General features: G+C 62.6%; 17 protein-coding genes and 1 pseudogene. 9 read left to right on the top strand and 9 right to left on the bottom strand.

Annotation, left to right across the window (positions count from 1 at the left end; translation table 11 throughout):
* Positions 1-455: 455 nt before the first annotated feature.
* From GNZ13_RS01075 to GNZ13_RS01055, 5 genes are all read right to left on the bottom strand, one after another.
* Positions 456-875: an organic hydroperoxide resistance protein gene (locus GNZ13_RS01075; RefSeq protein ID WP_172159697.1), complete on the bottom strand. Its 420-nt coding sequence runs from the start codon at positions 873-875 to the stop codon at positions 456-458.
* A gap of 173 nt (positions 876-1,048) precedes the next feature.
* Positions 1,049-1,501, bottom strand: a complete 453-nt coding sequence (locus GNZ13_RS01070) for a MarR family winged helix-turn-helix transcriptional regulator (protein WP_172159695.1) — start codon at positions 1,499-1,501, stop codon at positions 1,049-1,051.
* 251 nt (positions 1,502-1,752) lie between these two features.
* The gene (locus GNZ13_RS01065; RefSeq protein WP_172159693.1) at positions 1,753-2,559 is read right to left on the bottom strand and encodes a BPSS1780 family membrane protein; all 807 of its coding nucleotides are present in this window, start codon (positions 2,557-2,559) and stop codon (positions 1,753-1,755) included.
* On the bottom strand, positions 2,550-3,545 hold the full coding sequence (locus GNZ13_RS01060; protein ID WP_172159691.1) for a homoserine kinase: 996 nt from the start codon (positions 3,543-3,545) through the stop codon (positions 2,550-2,552). The genes GNZ13_RS01065 and GNZ13_RS01060 overlap by 10 nt, the downstream gene beginning before the upstream one ends.
* Before the next feature lie 160 nt (positions 3,546-3,705).
* Positions 3,706-4,101 carry a hypothetical protein gene (locus GNZ13_RS01055; RefSeq protein ID WP_172159689.1) on the bottom strand — a complete coding sequence of 132 codons (396 nt, stop codon included), beginning with the start codon at positions 4,099-4,101 and terminating at the stop codon, positions 3,706-3,708.
* 200 nt (positions 4,102-4,301) lie between these two features.
* Here GNZ13_RS01055 and GNZ13_RS01050 point away from each other — a divergent pair, with 200 nt between their 5' ends.
* A complete protein-coding gene (locus tag GNZ13_RS01050; protein WP_172159687.1) occupies positions 4,302-5,828 on the top strand; it encodes an AMP nucleosidase in 1,527 nt (508 codons plus the stop codon).
* A 121-nt stretch (positions 5,829-5,949) separates the two neighbouring features.
* On the opposite strand, the gene GNZ13_RS01045 is transcribed toward GNZ13_RS01050, so the two are convergent.
* On the bottom strand, positions 5,950-6,693 hold the full coding sequence (locus tag GNZ13_RS01045; RefSeq protein ID WP_054034825.1) for an LOG family protein: 744 nt from the start codon (positions 6,691-6,693) through the stop codon (positions 5,950-5,952).
* Between the two features lies 1 nt (position 6,694).
* On the opposite strand from GNZ13_RS01045, the gene polA reads away from it, so the two are divergent.
* The 3 genes and pseudogenes from polA to GNZ13_RS01030 all read left to right on the top strand — a co-directional run.
* Entirely contained in the window at positions 6,695-9,436 is a 2,742-nt protein-coding gene (gene polA / locus GNZ13_RS01040) for a DNA polymerase I (RefSeq protein WP_172159685.1), read from the top strand.
* 177 nt (positions 9,437-9,613) lie between these two features.
* Positions 9,614-10,966 carry an NAD(P)/FAD-dependent oxidoreductase gene (locus GNZ13_RS01035; protein WP_172159683.1) on the top strand — a complete coding sequence of 451 codons (1,353 nt, stop codon included), beginning with the start codon at positions 9,614-9,616 and terminating at the stop codon, positions 10,964-10,966.
* A 90-nt stretch (positions 10,967-11,056) separates the two neighbouring features.
* Positions 11,057-11,284, top strand: a pseudogene (locus GNZ13_RS01030) (dienelactone hydrolase family protein); the annotation flags it as partial.
* 69 nt (positions 11,285-11,353) lie between these two features.
* On the opposite strand, the gene GNZ13_RS01025 reads toward GNZ13_RS01030, so the two are convergent.
* The gene (locus GNZ13_RS01025) at positions 11,354-12,223 is read right to left on the bottom strand and encodes a sulfurtransferase (RefSeq protein WP_172159681.1); all 870 of its coding nucleotides are present in this window, start codon (positions 12,221-12,223) and stop codon (positions 11,354-11,356) included.
* Between the two features lie 177 nt (positions 12,224-12,400).
* Positions 12,401-13,507: an aromatic ring-hydroxylating oxygenase subunit alpha gene (locus tag GNZ13_RS01020; protein ID WP_172159679.1), complete on the bottom strand. Its 1,107-nt coding sequence runs from the start codon at positions 13,505-13,507 to the stop codon at positions 12,401-12,403.
* 286 nt (positions 13,508-13,793) lie between these two features.
* Between GNZ13_RS01020 and GNZ13_RS01015 the strand changes: the two genes are divergently transcribed.
* The 4 genes from GNZ13_RS01015 to folE2 all read left to right on the top strand — a co-directional run bounded on the left by GNZ13_RS01015 (position 13,794) and on the right by folE2 (position 18,121).
* Positions 13,794-14,102 (top strand): exodeoxyribonuclease VII small subunit, encoded by a 309-nt coding sequence (locus GNZ13_RS01015; protein ID WP_172159677.1) that lies wholly within the window; start codon positions 13,794-13,796, stop codon positions 14,100-14,102.
* On the top strand, positions 14,099-14,980 hold the full coding sequence (locus tag GNZ13_RS01010) for a polyprenyl synthetase family protein (RefSeq protein ID WP_172159675.1): 882 nt from the start codon (positions 14,099-14,101) through the stop codon (positions 14,978-14,980). The genes GNZ13_RS01015 and GNZ13_RS01010 overlap by 4 nt, the downstream gene beginning before the upstream one ends.
* 85 nt (positions 14,981-15,065) lie before the next feature.
* Positions 15,066-16,973, top strand: coding sequence for a 1-deoxy-D-xylulose-5-phosphate synthase (gene dxs, locus GNZ13_RS01005; protein WP_172159673.1), 1,908 nt, complete (start codon positions 15,066-15,068; stop codon positions 16,971-16,973).
* Positions 16,974-17,314: 341 nt separating this feature from the next.
* Entirely contained in the window at positions 17,315-18,121 is an 807-nt protein-coding gene (gene folE2, locus GNZ13_RS01000) for a GTP cyclohydrolase FolE2 (RefSeq protein WP_172159671.1), read from the top strand.
* 109 nt (positions 18,122-18,230) lie between these two features.
* Here the strand turns inward: folE2 and tsaD are convergent, their stop codons facing one another.
* Positions 18,231-19,259, bottom strand: a complete 1,029-nt coding sequence (gene tsaD, locus GNZ13_RS00995; RefSeq protein WP_172159706.1) for a tRNA (adenosine(37)-N6)-threonylcarbamoyltransferase complex transferase subunit TsaD — start codon at positions 19,257-19,259, stop codon at positions 18,231-18,233.
* 121 nt (positions 19,260-19,380) lie between these two features.
* Between tsaD and GNZ13_RS00990 the strand changes: the two genes are divergently transcribed.
* A complete protein-coding gene (locus tag GNZ13_RS00990) occupies positions 19,381-20,598 on the top strand; it encodes a BaiN/RdsA family NAD(P)/FAD-dependent oxidoreductase (protein WP_172159669.1) in 1,218 nt (405 codons plus the stop codon).
* Positions 20,599-20,642 lie beyond the last annotated feature (44 nt).

Below are 20,642 nucleotides of genomic sequence, written 5' to 3'. Positions count from 1 at the left end.
CGGCCCGGCCATCGCCAGTCGCCGCTACCAAAACGTACGCCCTGTAGTGAAGACTGTTGATATGCACGTCATTTAAAATCAATGACTTGGCATCAGCCGAGGCCGCGAATAGCGAAAGTTGGGTTAGAACAAGAAACACGAGCAGCGACGGCAAACGGCGCATCTTTCAGTCTCTTCCAGACGTTCCTGATCAAAACAACGTTAGCGGGCGCTTACTTGCCGAAATGGGCAAGCGTGCGCTGGCGCACCTCGGCATGGTCGACGATCGGTGCGGGACAATCCTTGCCCAACGTCACGCCGAATTCCGCGAGCCGTTCCGCACCCGCCAGCGCGTGCCGCGTCCGTAAAACAACGCAGCGCCCGCCCCTGTTTTGCAGGGTGCGGGCGCTGCTCTTGGCAGCGCGGTTTTGTCGCGCGGCGTCAACTATTCATCAGCTAGCCGCTGAGGCCGCGGCTTACGCGACTTGCAGGCGCACCGCGACGTTGTTGCGCGTGGCGTTCGAGTACGGGCAGACCTGGTGCGCTGCGTCGACCAGTTCCTTGGCAGCGTCAGCCGCGAGGCCCGGCAACGAGACGCACAGATCGATGTCGAGCGCGAAGCCGCCGTTGTCGTTCGGGCCAATACCTACTTCTGCCGTAACTTGCGTGTCAGCCGGCAAAGTCTGCTTGCGCTGGCCGGCGACGAATTTCATCGCGCTCAGGAAACACGCCGAGTAGCCGGCTGCAAACAGTTGTTCCGGGTTGGTGCCCGCTGCGCCGTTGCCGCCCAGTTCACGCGGGGCCGCCAACTTCACGTCCAACGCGTTGTCCGACGATACTGCACGGCCGTCACGGCCACCGGTGCTGGTTGCGCTTGCTTTGTAGAGGATGTTCATTGTGCTGCTCCTTTATCTGGGTTATCAGGATCTGCATGCTTGCCGCTATTTGCTTGCCCGCCGTTCTGGCGAAGCGCTATGGAAGCGGCACGTGGCAAAGATAGTACACAAATAATTTGTGTGCAAATGAATTTTTGCATCGTACCGATAGTGTGCTTTTTGAAACAGGCCGGCTAGTGGTCCATGTAATCGTTGAGTGTGGTGCGCAGGCGCGTCAGATCGTCGCGCAGATGGAGCAAAAATTCCGGCGTCTGCTGGGTCGCGCAGAAGATTTCTGCCGGCACTTCGCGTGCCTGACGCTTCAGTGCGGTGCCCGCTTTGGTGAGCCGGATATAGACGAGCCGTTCATCTTCGACGCCGCGTACCCGTTCCAGGTAGCCCTGCGCTTCGAGACGTTTGAGCAGTGGCGTGACCGTTGCCGAGTCGAGATTCAGTCGCGCGGCGAGGTCTTTGACCGTGACGTCGTCGGCTTCCCAGAGCACCAGCATAGCCAGATATTGCGGATAGGTGAGGGCGAGCTTGTCGAGCAGCGGCTTGTACGCTTTCGTCATCGCAAGCGAGGTCGAATAGAGCGCGAAGCAGAGTTGTTCGTCGAGCGTGAAGGGCAAGGCGGGGCGCTGGGTCATGTTGCATCTCGTATAAAAAAGAGCGTGCAAATCGATTGCGCGCAAACTATTGTGCCGCAAATCGAGGCAAGTTGCCGAGTGCGGATGGGATTCAGCGCAGCAATGGGGGCCGGGCGGTGGCGTAAGACGGGGGGCGCTGCGTCCTTGGACGGGCGCGGGCGGTGCATCACGCAGGAAGTGGCGATGCTCTCAGGTGACACCGCGCGGGCGCTAGAACAGCGCCCGCGCCAGCACAACATTTAAACCGGCATTCAAGCCGCCGGCGTGGTCGGCAGGTCCGGCGCTTCGGGCGTTTGCACGCCGAAGCAGCCGCGATAGGTCGCATAGAACGAGCAATACAGCATGGTCGTGACGATCATCGTGGCGGGCATCAGGATCGCGAACGCGAAGTCGCCCGCGCCCAGCGCTTGCATCAGCGCGGACAAGCCGAACGAAACCGTCGTCGCCACCGCGAACCACAATGCGCCGAACACGATGAACGCGCCACGATTGCGCCAGCAACTGACGATGCTGAAGAACATCGCCTTGACGGGCGGCACGTCGTGCCACGCAATAAGAATCGGCGAGAACCAGAAAATCATTGCTACGGGGATGTAGAACGCGAACGCGGCGATCACCGCCAGCGGGATATTGCTGTTGGCGATCGCGTCCTGATCCATCGTGGCCATGCCGAGCATGACCTTCAGCAACATGCCGCCGTCGGCGAGTGCCGAGCCGGCCAGCACCAGCGCCATCGCGACGACGTACAGCACGCCCAGCAGCAACAGACGTTTGGCGACCGCCGGGCCATACGAGTGAAAGCCGTCCACTAGAATGGTCGGGAACACCGGTTTGCCCGCGATGGTGTTGCGGCACGCCGCCATGAAGCCGACCGCAACGCCCGGAATGAAGACCAGCGGCAGCACGCCGCCGACGACCGGAATCTGCGACGCCAGCGTCATGACCAGCAGATAGGTGAAGAACAGCGTCAGAAACGCGAGCGGGTTCTTGCGGAACAGCCAGATACCCTGCCGGAACCAGACATAGCCGGTCTTCGCGGGGACTTCGATCAGTTGCATGAGGTATGAATGCCTGGAAGTGCAACGCCGGTCAGGCGTTCGCGCAGGATGCGCTCGAAATGGCCGGGGTCGTGCGGTTTGAGCAGCTCGGCCGCGCGCGGCAAATGGAAATCATACAGGCGCGAGACCCAGAAGCGGTAAGCGCCCGCCCGCAGCATATCGCCCCAATGGCGGTTTTCTTCGACAGTGAACGGGCGCACGGTCTGGTAGGCACGCAGCATGGCTTCGGTGCGAGCCTCGTCGAGCTTGCCGGTGGCGAGGTCGACGCACCAGTCGTTGACCGTTACCGCGACGTCGAACAGCCACTTGTCGCAGCCGGCGAAATAGAAGTCGAAGAAGCCGCCCAGGCGCACCTCGTGACCGGTTTCCGGTGCAGCATGCGCGAACAGCGCGTTGTCGCGGAACAGGTCGGCGTGGCAGGGGCCTTCGGGCAACCTGGCGTAATCCGCCGAGGCGAAGAACGCCTCCTGATGCGCCAGTTCGGACGAAAGCAAGTCGCGCTGCGCGCCCGCGAGGAACGGCAGGATGGTCGGCACGGTGTCCTTCCACCACGGCAGGCTGCGCAGGTTCGGCTGATAGCGCGTGTAGTCGCGCCCCGCCAGATGCATGCGCGCGAGCATTTGTCCGACCTCGACGCAGTGTTCGACTTGCGGCGCCAATTCCGGCGCGCCTTCGAGCTTGGTCACGATGGCCGCGGGCTTGCCGTGCAGTGTGCCGAACAGCGCGCCGTCTTCGCGCGGCATGGGATCCGGCACCGGCACGCGGTGGGCGGCCAGATGTTGCATCAGATCGAGATAGAACGGCAGTTGCTCGGCCGTCAGCTTTTCGAAAATCGTGAGGACGTATTCACCGCGCGTCGTCGTCAGAAAGAAGTTGCTGTTCTCAATACCGGACGGGATGCCGCGAAACTCGACGACTTCGCCGAGATCGTAATGACGCATCCATTCTGCTAGTTGGGGTTCGGTGACAGCGGTGAAGACAGCCATGCGGGAAACGTCGGATCAGGTTAGTCGGGCTGGCGCGATGCGACCAGTGCGAGGTGTGGGGTGCTGGAAATCGGCAAGCAGGCTGAAAGCCCGAGGCGACGCCCGCGGGCCGCACAGATCCAGGGGAGCGGCTTACGCCGCGCCGCCACCCCGGTATGCATCAATAAGTCAGGTTCACCGACGGCAAGCGCGTGCTCGCGCGGCCGTTGTCGCGCACGGTGGGCGACGTGTCGAGCGGCGCGCTCATCTGATAGCGCGTGCCGAGATTTGAATGCACGTTGATTTCAACGGGCTTGCCTTTGTCGCGATATTCGGTGATTTCGGTGCCGTTGGCGCTGCGTTCGTAGAAGCTCGGCGTGCGCGGGACGTTGATTTCGACCTTCGAGCTGACCTGAGCGGCCGGACGATTGATCTTCGCGAGGTCAGGCAGACCGGCCCGTTCATTGGCGGACTGGGGCGCATCGGCGGGCGGAGTGTCATCGACAGGCTGGGCAGCCATCGCGGCGTTGCCAAAGGCGAGGGCCAGTGCAACGGCGACGGGAAGGAGCGGCTTCATGGTGATTCTCCAATATGGTGCCCCGATTCTAGCAAATCCAGCCTTGCCTACGGGCGCGATCGCCTTATTTTGCGCCGCTTTCGCGCACTGTGCGCGCAATCTTGCGGCCGCTGATGCGGCAGTTGTGGTAGGCGCCGCGAGGTCATTTGGCGATCACGGGTTCCGTGGTAATGTCATCTCATCAATAGGGGCGAATGAAGATGAACAAGGATACCAATCAACGCGCGGTGCAGACTCCCGCCAACAGCTTCCCAACCGAATCCTTTGACGACGCGACCGAGGCTGTCACGCGTCTGTCGGCGATCTACGAAGCGAACACCTCGTTTCTGCGCGACGCCTTCGCGCGCTACCGCCGCAACGAACTGTTCGAACGCCGGGTGCGCGCCTGCTACCCGTTCGTCAGGGTGCGCACTGAAGTCAACACGCATATCGACTCGCGCCGCTCGTATGGTTTCGTCGCGGGCCCGGGTGTGTTCGAGACGAGCGTCACGCGGCCCGATCTGTTCGGCAACTACTATCGTGAACAATTGCGCCTGCTGGCGAAGAACCATCACGTGAAGATCGAGGTCGGTGTCTCCGATCAACCGATTCCGATTCACTTTGCCTTCGCCGAAGGCATCCATCTCGAAGGCGATCTGGATCGCGAGCGCCTGTTCCTGATGCGCGACGTGTTCGATACGCCGGACCTGGCGCTGCTCGACGACCGCATCGTCAACGGCACGTATGAGCCGCCGCCGGGCGAACCGCATCCGCTCGCGCTGTTCACGGCGGCGCGGGTGGATTTCTCGCTGCATCGGCTGAAGCACTACACGGCGACCTCGCCCACGCACTGCCAGAACTACGTGCTGTACACGAACTACCAGTTTTATATCGACGAGTTCGTCAAACTCGGCCGCACGATGATGGCCCATACCGACGACGAAGAAGTGCGCGCCTATCGCAGCGAATACACGTCGTTCGTCGAACCGGGCGACGTCATCACGTACAACGAGAATCTCGGCGAGCAGGCGCAGGAAGGCACGGCGCCGCCGCGTTTGCCGCAGATGCCCGCGTATCACCTGAAGCGGGCCGACGGCAGCGGCATCACGATGGTCAACATCGGTGTCGGGCCGTCGAACGCGAAGACGATCACGGACCACATCGCCGTGCTGCGTCCGCATGCGTGGATCATGCTGGGTCACTGTGCGGGTTTGCGGAACACGCAGCGTTTGGGCGATTACGTGCTGGCGCACGGTTATGTGCGCGAAGATCACGTGCTCGACGACGATTTGCCGCTGTGGGTGCCGATTCCTGCACTTGCGGAAGTGCAGGTGGCGTTGGAACGCGCGGTCGCGCAGGTCACGCAACTGGATGGCGTCGAGTTGAAGCGCGTGATGCGTACGGGCACGGTGGCGAGTGTGGATAACCGCAACTGGGAGTTGCGCGATCATCGCGAGCCGGTGCAACGGCTGTCGCAAAGCCGCGCGGTCGCGCTCGACATGGAAAGCGCGACGATCGCCGCCAACGGGTTCCGCTTCCGTGTCCCTTACGGCACCTTGCTATGCGTGTCGGACAAGCCCTTGCATGGCGAATTGAAACTACCCGGCATGGCGGATCAATTCTATCGCGCGCAAGTCGATCAGCATCTGCAGATCGGCGTGAAGGCGATGGAGTTGTTGCGGATGAATGGCCTGCATCGCCTGCATAGCCGCAAGTTGCGCAGCTTCGCGGAAGTGGCGTTTCAGTGAGCGCCTGTCGATAAGGCGTGGTAGGGCGAGGGCGAGCGCCTGCTCCGCTCGCCCTCGCGCCTCAAGACCAAGACTCAGCGCTGCCCGAAACCCGTCAGCCAGCGCCGTTGCTCGTCCAGCATTACAGATAGAACATCCGGTCTTCATCCGACTTGGCCGGATGCGGTTCGGCTTCTTCGCGGTCTTCGTAGAACTTCAACACCGCTTCGAGCACCTGGTCCGGATCGTCGATCACCTGCATCAAATCCATATCCGTCGGATTGATCAGGCCCATCGGCGTGAGCGAGTTCTTGAACCACGCAAGCAGGCCTTCCCAGAACTCGCCGCCCACCAGAATGATCGGCACGTGGCGCGACTTCTTGGTTTGAATCAGCGTGAGGACTTCGGCGAGCTCGTCCAGCGTGCCGAAGCCGCCCGGCATCACGATCACCGCGTCCGAGTTCTTCACGAACGTGACCTTGCGCGTGAAGAAGTGGCGGAAACGCAGCGAGATGTCCTGCCATTGATTGCCCGATTGCTCGTGCGGCAGTTCGATGTTCAGGCCGACCGAAGGGGCCTTGCCCGCATGGGCGCCCTTGTTGGCCGCTTCCATAATGCCGGGGCCGCCGCCCGAGATGACCGCGAAGCCTGCGTCCGACAGCTTGCGCGCAATTTGCGTGGCGAGTTTGTAATACGGCGAGTTCGGTTTCAGGCGCGCTGAACCATAGATGCTGACAGCCGGACGAATCTCCGAGAGGTACTCGGTCGCCTCGATAAACTCTGCCATAATCGTGAACATCTGCCACGATGCGCGGGCCTTCTTAGCCGTTGCGCGCTCTTGATCTGCGAGTGATCGCAGACTCGGAATCACTTTTCTCTTAGTCATAATGCCTGAAGAACGAAGCCTTGAAGGTAAGACCCTGCTATTGGTCGACGGTTCGAGTTATCTGTACCGGGCCTATCATGCGATGCCTGATCTGCGTGGACCCGAAGGTGGCCCGACGGGTGCGCTCTACGGAATGATCAACATGCTGCGGCGCATGCGCAAGGAAGTCACAGCAGAGTATAGCGCGTGCGTGTTCGACGCCAAGGGCAAAACGTTCCGCGACGATTGGTATGCCGACTATAAGGCGAACCGCCCGTCGATGCCGGACGATCTCTCACGCCAGATCGAGCCGATTCACGTCGCCGTGCGCGCGCTCGGCTGGCCGCTCCTGATGATCGAAGGCGTCGAAGCTGACGACGTGATCGGCACGCTCAGCACCGAGGCGGAAAAACGCGGCATGAATGTGATCGTGTCGACTGGGGACAAGGATCTGGCGCAGCTCGTGTCGGATCATGTCACCCTCATCAATACGATGACCAATGAAACGCTCGACCGCGCCGGCGTGATCGCCAAATTCGGCGTACCGCCGGAGCGCATCATCGACTACCTTTCGTTGATCGGCGATACCGTCGACAACGTGCCAGGCGTCGAGAAATGCGGGCCGAAAACGGCGATCAAATGGCTGACGCAGTACGAGACGCTCGATGGCATCGTCGCACATGCGGACGAGATTAAAGGTGCGGTAGGAGACAATCTGCGACGTGCGCTAGATTTTCTGCCGATGGCGAAGAAACTCGTCACCGTCGAGCGCCAATGCGATCTGACCGGCCATATCGTGTCGATTGAAGAAAGCCTGGAAAGTCGGCCGGAATCGCGCGAAGAACTGCGCGACGTGTTCACGCGTAACGGCTTCAAGACCTGGCTGCGCGAAGTGGAAACAGCGAGCGCCGTGGAAGGTCCCGAGGCCGATGTGCCGGCGGCGCTCACCGTGGATCACGAACGTCACTACGACACCGTGCAGACCTGGGAGCAGTTCGACGCCTGGCTTGAGAAAATCAACGCCGCCGAGTTGACTGCGTTCGATACCGAGACCACCTCGCTCGATCCGATGACCGCGCAAATCGTGGGGTTGTCGTTGTCGGTCGAACCTGGCTATGCCGCTTATGTGCCGCTCGCGCATCGCGGTTCCGACGCACCCGTGCAACTGCCGCGCGACGAAGTGTTGGCGAAGCTCAAGCCGTGGCTGGAAAGCGCCGAACACAAGAAGGTCGGCCAGCACATGAAGTACGACGAACAGGTGCTGGCGAACTACGGCATCGAAATGCGCGGCGTCGAACACGACACGCTGCTGGAATCGTACGTGCTCGAATCGCACCGTACGCACGACATGGACAGCCTCGCGCTGCGCCATCTCGGCATCAAGACGATCAAGTACGAAGAGGTCGCGGGTAAGGGCGCGTCGCAAATCGGCTTCGACGAAGTCGCGCTGGACAAGGCCGCCGAGTATGCGGCGGAAGACGCCGACATCACCTTGCGTCTGCATCAGGCTCTGTATCCGCAAGTGGCCGCGGAGAAGACGCTCGACTACGTGTATCGCGACATCGAAGTGCCGACCTCGCGCGTCTTGCGCAAGATGGAGCGCACCGGCGTGCTGATCGACGCCGAAAAGTTGCGCGCGCAAAGCAGTGAAATCGCCACACGTCTGATTCAGCTGGAACGCGAAGCATACGTGCTGGCCGGCGGCGAGTTCAATCTGGGTTCGCCGAAGCAGATCGGTCAGATCTTCTTTGAGAAGCTCGAATTGCCGGTGGTCAAAAAGACCCCGAGCGGCGCGCCGTCCACCGACGAAGAAGTGCTGCAAAAGCTCGCCGAAGACTATCCGCTGCCGAAGATTCTGCTCGAACACCGCGGCTTGTCGAAGCTGAAATCGACCTATACGGATAAGCTGCCGCGCATGGTCAACGCCACCACCGGCCGTGTGCATACGAACTATGCGCAGGCGGTGGCGGTCACGGGCCGGCTGGCGTCGAACGATCCGAACCTGCAGAACATCCCCGTGCGCACCGGCGAAGGCCGCCGCATTCGCGAGGCGTTTATCGCCCCGCCGGGCCACAAGCTCGTCTCTGCCGACTACTCGCAGATCGAACTGCGCATCATGGCGCACATTTCCGGCGACGAATCGTTGCTGCGTGCGTTCTCGCAAGGCGAAGACATTCACCGCGCCACTGCGGCGGAAATTTTCAGTGTGACGCCGCTCGAAGTGTCGAACGATCAACGGCGTGTGGCGAAGGTCATCAACTTCGGCCTGATCTACGGCATGAGCGCGTTCGGTCTTGCCGCGAACCTCGGCATTACGCGCGACGCGGCCAAGCTGTATATCGACCGCTACTTCGCGCGTTATCCGGGCGTCGCGCGTTATATGGACGAAACGCGTCTGAGCGCGAAGGCCAAGGGCTACGTGGAAACGGCGTTCGGCCGCCGCCTGTGGCTGCCGGAGATCAACGGCGGCAATGGTCCGCGCCGTCAGGCAGCAGAGCGCGCGGCCATTAACGCGCCGATGCAAGGCACGGCCGCCGACCTGATCAAGCTGTCGATGATCGCGGTGCAGAAGTGGATCGAAGAATCGAAGATCGGTACGCGCATGATCATGCAGGTGCACGACGAACTGATTCTCGAAGTGCCGGACGCGGAATTGTCCGACGTACGTAAGCGCTTGCCGGAACTGATGTGCGGTGTCGCCGCGCTGAAGGTGCCGCTGGTCGCAGAAGTGGGGGCCGGCCTGAACTGGGAAGAAGCGCATTGACGTGAATGTGACGAAGCGCTTGATAGTCGATAACGTCGTGCGCATGTCACATATGCGTATTGATAGCTTGTGACAACCCGTGCCGCTCGCGGACAATCGCTAGGACAGACAGCGCGCCTTTGATGTTTAAGGCGCGCCGTCGCGACGCATAACCGATCGGCAAATACGGAGAGTTCAATGCATCGATTTATCGTCGTTGGCGGGGGCGCGGGGGGATTGGAATTGGCGACGCGCTTAGGCGACCGCTATGCAGCCCACAAGAACAAAGGCGATGTGCGCGCGCAAGTGACGCTCGTCGACCGTAATCCAACCCATATCTGGAAGCCGCTGCTGCATGAAGTGGCAGCCGGCAGCATGGACCCGTTCACCCAGGAACTCGAATATGCGGCGCAAGCGCGCTGGCATGGCTTCGAGTTTCAGCAGGGCGAGCTGACCGGTTTGGACCGTGCGAACAAACGTTTGACGCTCGGCACCGTGCTCGACGACGATGGCGCAGAACTGCTGCCCGAACGCCAACTCGAATACGACACGCTGATCATCGCGATCGGCAGCACCACGGCATTCTTCGGCGTGAAGGGCGCGCCCGAGTTTTCTCTCGCGCTCGATACGGTCAGCCAGGCGGAGCGTTTCCGCAAACGCCTGATCGCGGCCTGCATGCGTGCGGAGCATCAGGTGCATGAACCTGTCGAATCGAACCCGGGCACGTCGTCGCCTTCCTCAGAGCCGCGCATCCAGGTGGCGATCGTCGGCGGCGGTGCGACGGGCGTCGAGCTCTCGGCTGAGTTGCGCAATACGGCCCAGGTGTTGTCCGCGTACGGCTTGCATAAGCTCGATCCGCGGCACGATGTCGGCATCGTGCTGATCGAGGCGGGGCCGCGCATTTTGCCGGCCTTGCAGGAGCGTGTGTCGACGGCCACCGCCGAATTGCTCACCAAGCTCGGCGTGAAGCTGATGATCGGCGAGACCGTGGCCGAGGTCGCGCCCGGCATGATTCGCACGGCCAGCGGTAAAACCGTGCGCGCCGATCTGACGGTGTGGGCAGCGGGCATCAAGGCGCCTGCCATCCTGAGTGAGCTCGACGGCCTGCCGGTCAACCGTCTGGGGCAACTCATCGTGCGCCGCACGCTGCAAACCGAAATCGACGACAACATTTTCGCGCTCGGCGATTGCGCGGCTTGCCCATGGCCGGGCAACGAACGCAACGTGCCGCCGCGCGCGCAAGCGGCTCACCAGCAGGCGAGCTTCCTGATGAAGGCGCTGGCGGCCCGGCTCGAGAACAAGCCGCTGCCGGAATTTACCTATCGCGACTTCGGCTCGCTGGTGTCGCTCGGGCACTTCAGCGCGGTCGGCAATCTGATGGGCGGTGTGATCGGCGGCAATATGCTGATCGAAGGGCTGTTCGCACGCTTCATGTACATGTCGCTGTACCGGCTGCATATCGCGGCGCTGCACGGCTACGCGCGGATGGTGCTCGACACTTTCGCGCACTGGTTGCGGCGCACCACGCTGCCGCGGGTCAAGCTGCACTAAAGGCTGACTGCGCTTGAGAAGGTTGCAAATGCAACAGGATGCGGGTGAAGCGTATCCTGTTGCATCCAACCTTCACCCGAGGAGCGCCGCATGCTGAAACCTGACATCGACAGCCTGGTCCCGCACGTTCCCTTCAATCGCCGTACCTTCATCAAGGCCGCGCTCGGCACCGGTTTCGCCGCGGCCGTGCTACCGGTATCAGCGCAAACCATCCATACCGATAGCGACGGTCTTGAAGCCGGTGAGGTCGCCGTGCGTTCGGGCGATACGCTCGTGCCGGCCTATCGCGCTGGATCTGTTTGTCCGCGAGGGCGATCCGTCGGTGCTGCCGACCACCCAGCAGATCAGTGATCAGATGCTGGTGTGGTTCAAGCAGCACGGAGTCGCTTAGGGATTCGGACCCGTTGCAACCGGCCGCTTCGGATCAGAACTCCATTCGCTCCACGATCCCGCATACAGCGCTGCGCCATGCATGCCGGCAACCTCCATCGCGAGCGCGTTCACGCATGCCGTCACGCCCGAGCCGCATTGCAGCACGACGTGTTCCGGCGACGTGTCGCCCAGCAACGCATGGAATTCCTCACGCAGCGTGTGTGCCGGTTTGTAGCGGCCGTCGGCGGTGAGGTTGTCCTTGAAGAACCGGTTGAGCGCGCCGGGAATATGGCCGCCGACGCGATCCAGCGTTTCGTTCTCGCCGCGATAGCGATCGTTCGCGCGCGCATCGACCACGACGCGCTCTTTTGTACCGAGATTGCGCTCGACGGTCTGCGCGTCGACGGTGACTGAAAGCGGCGCACCCGCTTTGAAGTCGCCCGTGTTCTGCGCCGGCGCGTCTTGCGTCAGCGCCTGGCCCGCGGCCTGCCAGGCTTGCAATCCGCCGTCGAGCAATGCAACCGCGTCATGGCCAAGCCAGCGCAGCAGCCACCATGCGCGCGCGGCGTACATGCCACCCTGCGCGTCATAAGCAACCACCTGCTGACCCTGCTTGAGCCCGCGGGACTCCAGCGTCTCCACCAGCCGCGCGCGATCCGGCAGCGGATGGCGGCCATTGTGGCCGTTCTTCGGCCCCGACAGATCGCGATCCAGGTGCAGATAATGTGCGCCCGGCAAATGCCCGGCCAGATAGGCTTTCTCGCCCGCCTCGGTGTCGGCCAGATCGAAACGGCAATCGATGACGAACACGCTGCCCGGCGCGGCGGCTAGCCGTTCCGCGAGGTTGGTCGCGGAGATGAGTGTGGTGTAGTGAGTGTGGGGCATGACGTCTCCTAAAGCGGGCGATTCGGCGCTTGCCCGGCGGCTTGGCGCCGATGGCGAATGGCCGAACGATACTGATAGTCTAAACAAAAAAAGACGGACCGAAGTCCGTCTTTCCATGCTTTGATGCGGCTCGTACAAGGATCGGCTCAAACGCCGATCAATGCGGACGCCTGCGGATCAGATTGCGCCGAGTTCGCGCCGCAAGAACTCGTGGAAGTGCTGCATGCCGTCTTCCATCGGGCTCTGGTACGGGCCGACCTGCGACTCGCCGCGCTCCATCAGCGCGCGGCGGCCTGCGTCCATGCGCTCGGCGATCTCGTCGTCTTCGCGGGCCGTTTCCATATAGGCGGCGCGCTCGGCTTCGACGAACTCGCGTTCGAACAGCGCGATTTCCTCAGGATAATAGAACTCCACCACGTTGGTGGTTTTCTGCGGACCGCGCGGAATCAGCCACGACACGACCAGCACATGCGGATACCACTCGATCATGATGCCGGGGTAGTACACCATCCAGATCGCGCCGAATTCGGGCGGATTGCCACCGCGGAAGCGCAGCACTTCGTCGTGCCATTTACGGTATGTCGGGCTGCCCGGCTGCTCCAGATCCTTATGAACGCCGACCGTCTGCACGCTGTACCACTCGCCGAATTCCCACGTCAGGTCGTCGCAATTGACGAAGCTGCCGAGGCCCGGATGGAACGGCGCGACGTGGTAGTCCTCCAGATAGACCTCGATGAAGGTCTTCCAGTTGTAGTTGCACTCGTGCACTTCGACGTGATCGAACATGAAGCCCGAAAAATCGAAGTGTTGCTTGGTGCCGAGGCGCGTCAGATCCCGCGCGACGTCGCGCCCCTGCGCTTCGAACAGCAGGCCTTGCCAGTTCTGCAGCGGCGTGGCGCCGAGATTCAGGCAGGGGTTATCCGCAAAATGAGGTGCACCGAGGAGCTGGCCGTTCAGGTCGTACGTCCAGCGATGCAGGGGGCAGACGATGTTCTCCGTCTGGCCGCGGCCGTTGAGCATGATGGCTTGCCGGTGGCGGCACACGTTCGACAGCAGTTCGACTTGCGACTGCTGGTTACGGACGAGCACACGCCCTTCGCTCTCGCTGGGCAAAGCAAAATAATTCCCCGCTTCGGGCACCATGAGATCGTGGCCGATGTAGCGAGGACCTTTCTTGAAAAGGGTGTCGATTTCGCGCGTTAGAAGCGCTTCGTCAAAGTAAGCCGTGACTGGCAGCTGGCTGTGGACAGACCGCAACTGCAATGCATTGCTCAGATTGGACATTCCCACTCCCGTGAAGACGTGAAAGCAGTGAACAACCCAACCATCGAAGATTCGATTTAGGGAGCCCGAGATTATACCTGTTTCCCCCACCTTGGGGCGCTTAAGTGACTGATTTGGGTCAAAAATGTCAAGTAAGTTCACGTTTTTCGCCACGGACCAATCGTTTTTTTTCTGAGAGACTGAGGGTCGGACACGGACGGCAAAGGCGGGGCGCGGGCTGGCGAGCGGATCGGAAATGCCGCTTTTGCCGTAGAATGTCCGACTTGTTTTAATTTTGCGACTATTCATGGCGAAGACCGCGTCGAAAGATACTGCTGCCGCGCCTGCTGAAGGCGTCGACACCACGCCGTTGCCCGAGAACTACGAGGCGGCCCAGGCCGAGCTGGAAGGGTTGGTCGCGCGCATGGAAAGCGGCAATCTCAGCCTCGAGGAGTCGCTCACCGCCTACCGGCGCGGTGCGGCTCTCGTAGCGTTTTGCCAGCAGCAGCTCGAGAAGATCGAGCAGCAGGTGCGCGTGCTCGATGGCGAGACGCTCAAGCCGCTGCCCATGAATACCGCAGGCACAGCCGCTACTGAAAGCGGGGACGACCTATGACATTCGAACAATGGACACGCTCGGTACTCGAACGCGTCGAATCGGCACTAGAACACTACCTGCCCACGGAAGCGACCGAGCCGGCCAAACTGCATGAAGCCATGCGCTATGCGGTGCTGGGCGGCGGCAAGCGGGTGCGCCCGCTGCTGTGCCACGCGGCCGGCGAGTTGACCGGCGCGCGTGCCGAGTGCCTGGACGCGGCAGCGGCGGCGCTGGAAATGATCCACGTGTACTCGCTCGTGCACGACGACATGCCTTGCATGGACGACGACGCGCTGCGTCGTGGCAAACCCACGGTCCACGTCAAGTATGACGAGGCCACAGCCTTGCTGGTCGGCGACGCGCTGCAAGCGCAGGCATTCGTCGCGTTGACGTCGGACGCGCTGGCACCGGCGCAGCAGGCATCGCTCGTGCGTGAACTGGCCTTTGCGAGCGGCTCGATCGGCATGTGCGGCGGCCAGGCTATCGACCTGGCAAGCGTCGGCCATACGCTGACGCGCCCGCAACTGGAAACCATGCACCGGATGAAAACCGGCGCCTTGCTGCGTGCTGCGGTGCGCATGGGTGCGCTGGCGGGCGAAACGCCGAATGCGGACGCAATGCGTTCGCTCGACGCGTATGCGGCCGCCGTCGGCCTCGCGTTTCAGGTTGTCGACGATATTCTCGACGTCACGACCGATTCCGCGACGCTTGGCAAGACAGCAGGTAAAGACGCGAAGGACGGCAAGCCGACCTACGTGTCGATTATTGGGCTCGATGCGTCGCGTGCGCTCGCCGCGCAACTGCGCAGCGACGCTCACGCTGCAATCGCGCCGTTTGGTGCGCGCGCGCAGCGTCTTGCCGAATTGGCCGACCTGGTGGTGAACCGGGTTAGCTGAACGCGAAAGCCCGCCGCCGCGCACCTTCGCTACGAGGTGCATGTATGAAGTGCGGGCGCGTAAGTTTTCCTACAATGGAACGACGATGTACGACTTGCTGAAAACTATCGACGACCCGGCAGCCTTGCGCCGCCTCGATCGCCGCCAATTGCAACCGCTTGCAGACGAGTTGCGCGCCTTCGTGCTCGACAGCGTATCGCAGACGGGCGGCCATCTTTCGTCCAACCTCGGCACGGTCGAGTTGACCATTGCTCTGCACTATGTGTTCGACACGCCACGTGACCGGATCGTGTGGGACGTCGGCCATCAAACTTATCCGCACAAGATCCTGACGGGCCGCCGCGACCAGATGCACACGCTGCGTCAGCTCGGCGGCATCTCGGGCTTTCCGAAGCGCGACGAGTCGGAATACGACACCTTCGGCACCGCGCACTCCAGCACCTCGATCTCGGCCGCGCTCGGCATGGCGATCGCCAGCAAGCTGCAGGGCGAGAACCGCATGGGCATCGCCGTGATCGGCGACGGCGCGATGACGGCCGGCATGGCCTTCGAGGCGATGAACAACGCCGGCGTCGAAGACGACGTGCCGCTGCTGGTCATCCTGAACGACAACGACATGTCGATTTCGCCGCCGGTCGGCGCGCTGAATCGCCATCTGGCGCGCCTGATGTCGGGCCGTTTCTACGCCGCCGCGCGTGCGGGCGTGGAACGCGTGCTGCGCGTCGCGCCGCCTATGCTCGATCTCGCCCGCAAGCTCGAAGAGCACGCGAAGGGCATGATCGTGCCGGCCACGCTCTTCGAAGAGTTCGGTTTCAACTACATCGGCCCGATCGACGGTCACGACCTCGATTCGCTGATCCCGACGTTGCAGAACATCAAGGAACTGCGCGGTCCGCAATTCCTGCACGTCGTGACGAAGAAGGGCCAGGGCTACAAGCTGGCCGAAGCCGATCCGGTGCTGTACCACGGCCCGGGCAAGTTCAACCCGGCCGAAGGCATCAAGCCGGCCGCGACGCCGTCGAAGAAAACCTACACGCAGGTGTTCGGCGAATGGCTGTGCGACGCGGCCGAGCTGGACGCGCGCGTGGTCGGCATCACGCCGGCCATGCGTGAAGGCTCGGGCATGGTCGAGTTCGAGAAGCGCTTCCCGGATCGCTACTTCGACGTCGGCATCGCCGAGCAGCACGCGGTCACGTTCGCCGGCGGTCTGGCTGCGGACGGCATGAAGCCGGTGGTCGCGATCTACTCGACCTTCCTGCAACGTGCTTATGACCAGCTGATCCACGACGTCGCGCTGCAAAACCTGCCGGTGGTGTTCGCCATCGACCGCGCGGGTCTGGTCGGCGCAGACGGCGCCACGCACGCGGGTGCATACGATCTGGCGTTCCTGCGCTGCATCCCGAACATGACGGTGATGGCGGCATCGGACGAAAACGAATGCCGTCAGATGCTGTACACGGCGTTGCAGCAGCCGAACCCGACGGCGGTGCGCTATCCGCGCGGCGCCGGCACGGGTGTGGCAACCGTCAAGCAGATGACGGCGCTGCCGCTCGGCAAGGGCGAGATCCGTCGCGAAACGTCGCAACCGGCCGGCAAGCGGATTGCGATTCTGGCATTCGGCACGATGGTTGCACCGTCGCTGGCGGCTGCTGAGCAACTGGACGCCACGGTGGCGAACATGCGCTTCGTGAAGCCGCTGGACGCCGAGCTGGTCCGCCAGCTCGCCGAAACGCACGACGCTATCGTCACGGTCGAAGAAGGCTGCGTGATGGGTGGCGCGGGTTCGGCTTGCGTCGAAGCCCTGCTTGAGAGTGGGGTTATGCGGCCCGTACTACAATTGGGCCTTCCGGATCGCTTCATCGATCATGGAGATCCGGCCAAGTTGCTCGCCGCGTGTGGTCTCGACGCAGTGGGCATCGCCAAGTCGATTCGCGAACGCTTTCTTTCCAGCGGCGCGGTCGCCGGTCAATCCTCGGTGAAGCGCGTCGCTTAACTGCGTCGCGTGGTTGCGTCACTTAATTGCGTCGATTGGTCGAGTCGTTCAGCTGCTCTGCCGTGCGCTATGCCGCGGCTATGGCGGCCATAGCAATCTCCAACTTGAGTCGATGGACCTTCGGGTCCATCATCCAACGCCGGCAGGGGCCGGCGTTCGCCGTTGCGCGATCTGATTCGCACGGCCGCTGAGCGCCCCCAAACCTGTCGCTTTGCGACACCCCCGATGGGGCACCCAATCCCCCAAGGGGACTTCCTTCGGGGCGGGGGACTTCCTGCGGAGCGGGAAACTTGGGGCGGCCCGTTTGGGACGGCCCGGCGTTTTCTTGAAAGGACAAGAATATGAACCAGATGAACCCCGCCTTTGTGATGCCCGACGTGCAGAGCACGCCCGATACGCGTCAGATTCCGATTCAACGAGTCGGCGTCAAGGCAGTGCGTCATCCGTTGACGGTGCGCACGCAAGGCGGCGAAGTGCAGCCGACGGTCGGCACATGGAATCTCGACGTGCATTTGCCAGCCGATCAGAAGGGCACGCACATGTCGCGCTTCGTCGCGCTGCTTGAAGAGAACAAGGCGCCGCTCGAGTCGGCCACGTTCCGCACCATGCTCGCCGCGATGCTCGAAAAGCTCGAGGCCGAGGCGGGTCGCATCGAAGTGTCGTTCCCGTACTTCGTGAACAAGACCGCGCCGGTGTCGGGCGTGCAAAGTCTGCTCGACTACGAAGTGACGTTGACGGGCGAGACCCGCAATGGCGCGACGCGTCTGTTCCTGAAGGTGCTGGTGCCGGTCACGAGCCTGTGCCCATGCTCGAAGAAAATTTCGCAGTACGGCGCGCACAACCAGCGTTCGCACGTCACGATCAACGCTGAGCTGGCGGGCGATGTGGCGGTGGAAGAGTTGGTTCGTATCGCTGAAGAAGAAGCCTCGTGCGAACTGTGGGGCTTGCTCAAGCGTCCGGACGAGAAGTTCGTCACCGAACGTGCCTACGAGAATCCGAAGTTCGTCGAAGACCTGGTGCGTGATGTCGCGCAGCGTCTGAATGCGGACGAGCGCGTCGTCGCTTATGTGCTCGAAGCTGAGAACTTCGAATCGATTCACAATCACAGCGCGTATGCAGTGATCGAACGGGATAAGCGGGCGGCGTGATTACGCTTTAGCTTCTTGCTTGTCACGCAAATAGAAAAAGCCGCTTCGAAAGCGGCTTTTTCTATGGGGTTGTCATCGTGTGGCCCGGCATGCGACGGGCGCCGCGGACTCAGCGTGCAAGAGACGTCAGATCCCAGCGCGGCTTCACCGTGAACGCGTAGTCTTTAGCCGATTGATCGGGCCAGCGTTGCAGCCTCAGGGCACCGGCCAACGCGATCATCGCGCCGTTGTCCGTACACAGCGACAGGTCCGGGTAGTGCACGAAAAAATTGCGTTTCTTCGCCGCGGCCGAAAGAGCTTCGCGCAGTTGCCGGTTCGCACCGACGCCGCCCGCGACTACCAGCCGATTGAGCTTGGTCCGTTTGAGCGCGGCCAGCGATTTCGCCGCCAGCACTTCCACGGCCGCGTCGACGAAACCGCGCGCCAGATCGGCTTTCGCCTGCTCGCAGATATTCGCGCCGCCCAGCTTCTTGGCATGCGTGAGGACAGCGGTCTTCAGGCCGCTGAAGCTGAAATCGAGGTCGCCGGAATGCAGCATCGGGCGCGGCAGGACGACTGCGCCGGGCGTGCCGAATTCGGCCATCCGCGACACTTCCGGGCCGCCCGGATAACCGAGGCCCAATAGCTTGGCGGTTTTGTCGAAGGCTTCGCCGGCGGCGTCGTCCAGCGTTTCGCCGAGCGTCTCGTAGATGCCCACGTCCGTCACGCGCATCAACTGCGTGTGGCCGCCTGACACCAGCAGCGCGACGAACGGGAACGGCGGCGGCTCGTCCACCAGCAGCGGCGACAGCAAGTGCCCTTCGAGATGGTGGATGCCAATGGTCGGCTTGTCCCACGCCATGGCCAGCGAATTGGCGACGCTCGCGCCGACCAGCAGCGCGCCCGCGAGGCCTGGGCCCTGCGTATAGGCGATCGCGTCAATGTCGCTGCGCACCGCGCCGGCGCGTTCCATCACATCTTCGAGCAGCGGCAGCGCACGCCGGATATGGTCGCGCGACGCCAACTCCGGCACCACGCCGCCGTACTCCCGGTGCATCGCAATTTGCGAATGCAGCGCATGCGCGAGCAGGCCGCGCTCTGTGTCGTAGAGCGCGAGACCGGTTTCGTCGCAGGAGCTTTCGATGCCGAGAACGAGCATGATGGGTGGTTTGAATGGGCGCGCGAGTGAAGCCACTCCGGCACCCAAAAGTGAAAAGGCAAGCGTGAAAGTATAGCAGCGCGGACAGGGGGCCGCAGACGCGCGGGTACAATGCGGTCCCATGGAATCCTTCGATATCGCAGTGATCGGCGCAGGCGCGGCCGGCATGATGTGCGCGGCCGTGGCCGGGCAACTCGGCCGCCGCGTGGTGCTGATCGACCACTCGCAGCGCCTCGCGGAGAAAATCCGCATTTCCGGCGGCGGCCGGTGCAACTTCACGAATCTGTACGCCGGACCGGCCAATTTCCTGTCGGCCAACCCCCATTTCTGCCGTTCGGCGCTGGCGCGCTATACGCCGCGCGACTTCATGGCGTTGCTTAAGCGCCATCACGTGACGTGGCACGAGAAGCACAAGGGGCAGCTGTTCTGCGATCAGTCGAGCGACGCGGTCATCAACGTACTGAAGAACGAATGCGACGCGGGCCGCATTGCGTGGCGCACGCCGCTCGCGGTCGAGCAGGTGCGGCATGACGCCGAAGGACAATTCACGCTGGATACCCACTCGGGCCCGATCGCAGCCCGCGCGCTCGTGGTGGCGACCGGCGGCCTGTCGATTCCCAAGATCGGCGCCACCGATTTCGCCTACCGTCTTGCCAAGCAATTCGGCCACAAGCTGATCGACACCCGCCCCGCGCTGGTCCCGCTGACCTTTGCCGCGACCGACTGGGAGCCGTTCTCGGCGCTCTCCGGCATGTCGCTCGAAGTGCAACTGGCAACCGGCAACAAGAAGACCGGTGCCGATTTCAATGAAGACCTGCTGCTCACGCACCGCGGCCTGTCGGGCCCGGGGGTTCTGCAGATTTCGAGCTATTGGCAGCCCGGCGAGCCGATTCACATCAACCTGCTGCCCGAGCAGGACGCCACGACCGCATTGCTGGAAGCCAAAACTGGCACGAAGCGCCAGATCACCAATCTGCTCTCGGAATGGGTGCCGCAACGGCTCGCCCACGTCTGGCTGGAAACCCACCAGATTCCCGCCGAAGCGCGTGTGGCCGACTTGCCGGACAAGACGCTGCGCCGCGTCGGTGAGGCCTTGTCGCGTTGGACGCTCACCCCGAACGGCACCGAAGGCTACCGCAAGGCCGAAGTCACGCGCGGCGGTATCGACACACGCGACCTGTCGTCGGCGACGATGATGAGCGCCCGCACGCCGGGTTTGTATTTCATCGGCGAGGCGGTCGACGTGACCGGCTGGCTCGGCGGCTACAACTTCCAATGGGCGTGGGCCTCCGGCGTGGCGGCCGGCCAGGCGGCCGCGGAGTACGTTCTGGGGGCTTGACGGCGCATTAGCTTTGTGAGAAAGCTCTGCTATACTCCTGAACC

Source organism: Paraburkholderia elongata (assembly GCF_013177735.1).
In the GTDB taxonomy this organism is placed as follows: domain Bacteria; phylum Pseudomonadota; class Gammaproteobacteria; order Burkholderiales; family Burkholderiaceae; genus Paraburkholderia; species Paraburkholderia elongata.
The sequence above is the reverse complement of the archived record's forward strand: the minus strand, read 5'-3'. Positions and strand labels throughout refer to the sequence as shown.

Coding starts and splice junctions, on each gene's coding strand:
- GNZ13_RS01075 (WP_172159697.1), bottom strand. CDS start 875: ATGAACATCCTCTACAAAGCAAGCGCAACCAGCACCGGTGGCCGTGAC.
- tsaD (WP_172159706.1), bottom strand. CDS start 19,259: ATGCTCGTTCTCGGCATCGAAAGCTCCTGCGACGAAACCGGTCTCGCG.
- GNZ13_RS01020 (WP_172159679.1), bottom strand. CDS start 13,507: ATGTCCAATCTGAGCAATGCATTGCAGTTGCGGTCTGTCCACAGCCAG.
- GNZ13_RS01055 (WP_172159689.1), bottom strand. CDS start 4,101: ATGAAGCCGCTCCTTCCCGTCGCCGTTGCACTGGCCCTCGCCTTTGGC.
- GNZ13_RS01035 (WP_172159683.1), top strand. CDS start 9,614: ATGCATCGATTTATCGTCGTTGGCGGGGGCGCGGGGGGATTGGAATTG.
- GNZ13_RS01015 (WP_172159677.1), top strand. CDS start 13,794: ATGGCGAAGACCGCGTCGAAAGATACTGCTGCCGCGCCTGCTGAAGGC.
- GNZ13_RS01050 (WP_172159687.1), top strand. CDS start 4,302: ATGAACAAGGATACCAATCAACGCGCGGTGCAGACTCCCGCCAACAGC.
- GNZ13_RS01010 (WP_172159675.1), top strand. CDS start 14,099: ATGACATTCGAACAATGGACACGCTCGGTACTCGAACGCGTCGAATCG.
- GNZ13_RS01070 (WP_172159695.1), bottom strand. CDS start 1,501: ATGACCCAGCGCCCCGCCTTGCCCTTCACGCTCGACGAACAACTCTGC.
- GNZ13_RS01060 (WP_172159691.1), bottom strand. CDS start 3,545: ATGGCTGTCTTCACCGCTGTCACCGAACCCCAACTAGCAGAATGGATG.
- GNZ13_RS01065 (WP_172159693.1), bottom strand. CDS start 2,559: ATGCAACTGATCGAAGTCCCCGCGAAGACCGGCTATGTCTGGTTCCGG.
- GNZ13_RS00990 (WP_172159669.1), top strand. CDS start 19,381: ATGGAATCCTTCGATATCGCAGTGATCGGCGCAGGCGCGGCCGGCATG.
- folE2 (WP_172159671.1), top strand. CDS start 17,315: ATGAACCAGATGAACCCCGCCTTTGTGATGCCCGACGTGCAGAGCACG.
- polA (WP_172159685.1), top strand. CDS start 6,695: ATGCCTGAAGAACGAAGCCTTGAAGGTAAGACCCTGCTATTGGTCGAC.
- GNZ13_RS01045 (WP_054034825.1), bottom strand. CDS start 6,693: ATGACTAAGAGAAAAGTGATTCCGAGTCTGCGATCACTCGCAGATCAA.
- GNZ13_RS01025 (WP_172159681.1), bottom strand. CDS start 12,223: ATGCCCCACACTCACTACACCACACTCATCTCCGCGACCAACCTCGCG.
- dxs (WP_172159673.1), top strand. CDS start 15,066: ATGTACGACTTGCTGAAAACTATCGACGACCCGGCAGCCTTGCGCCGC.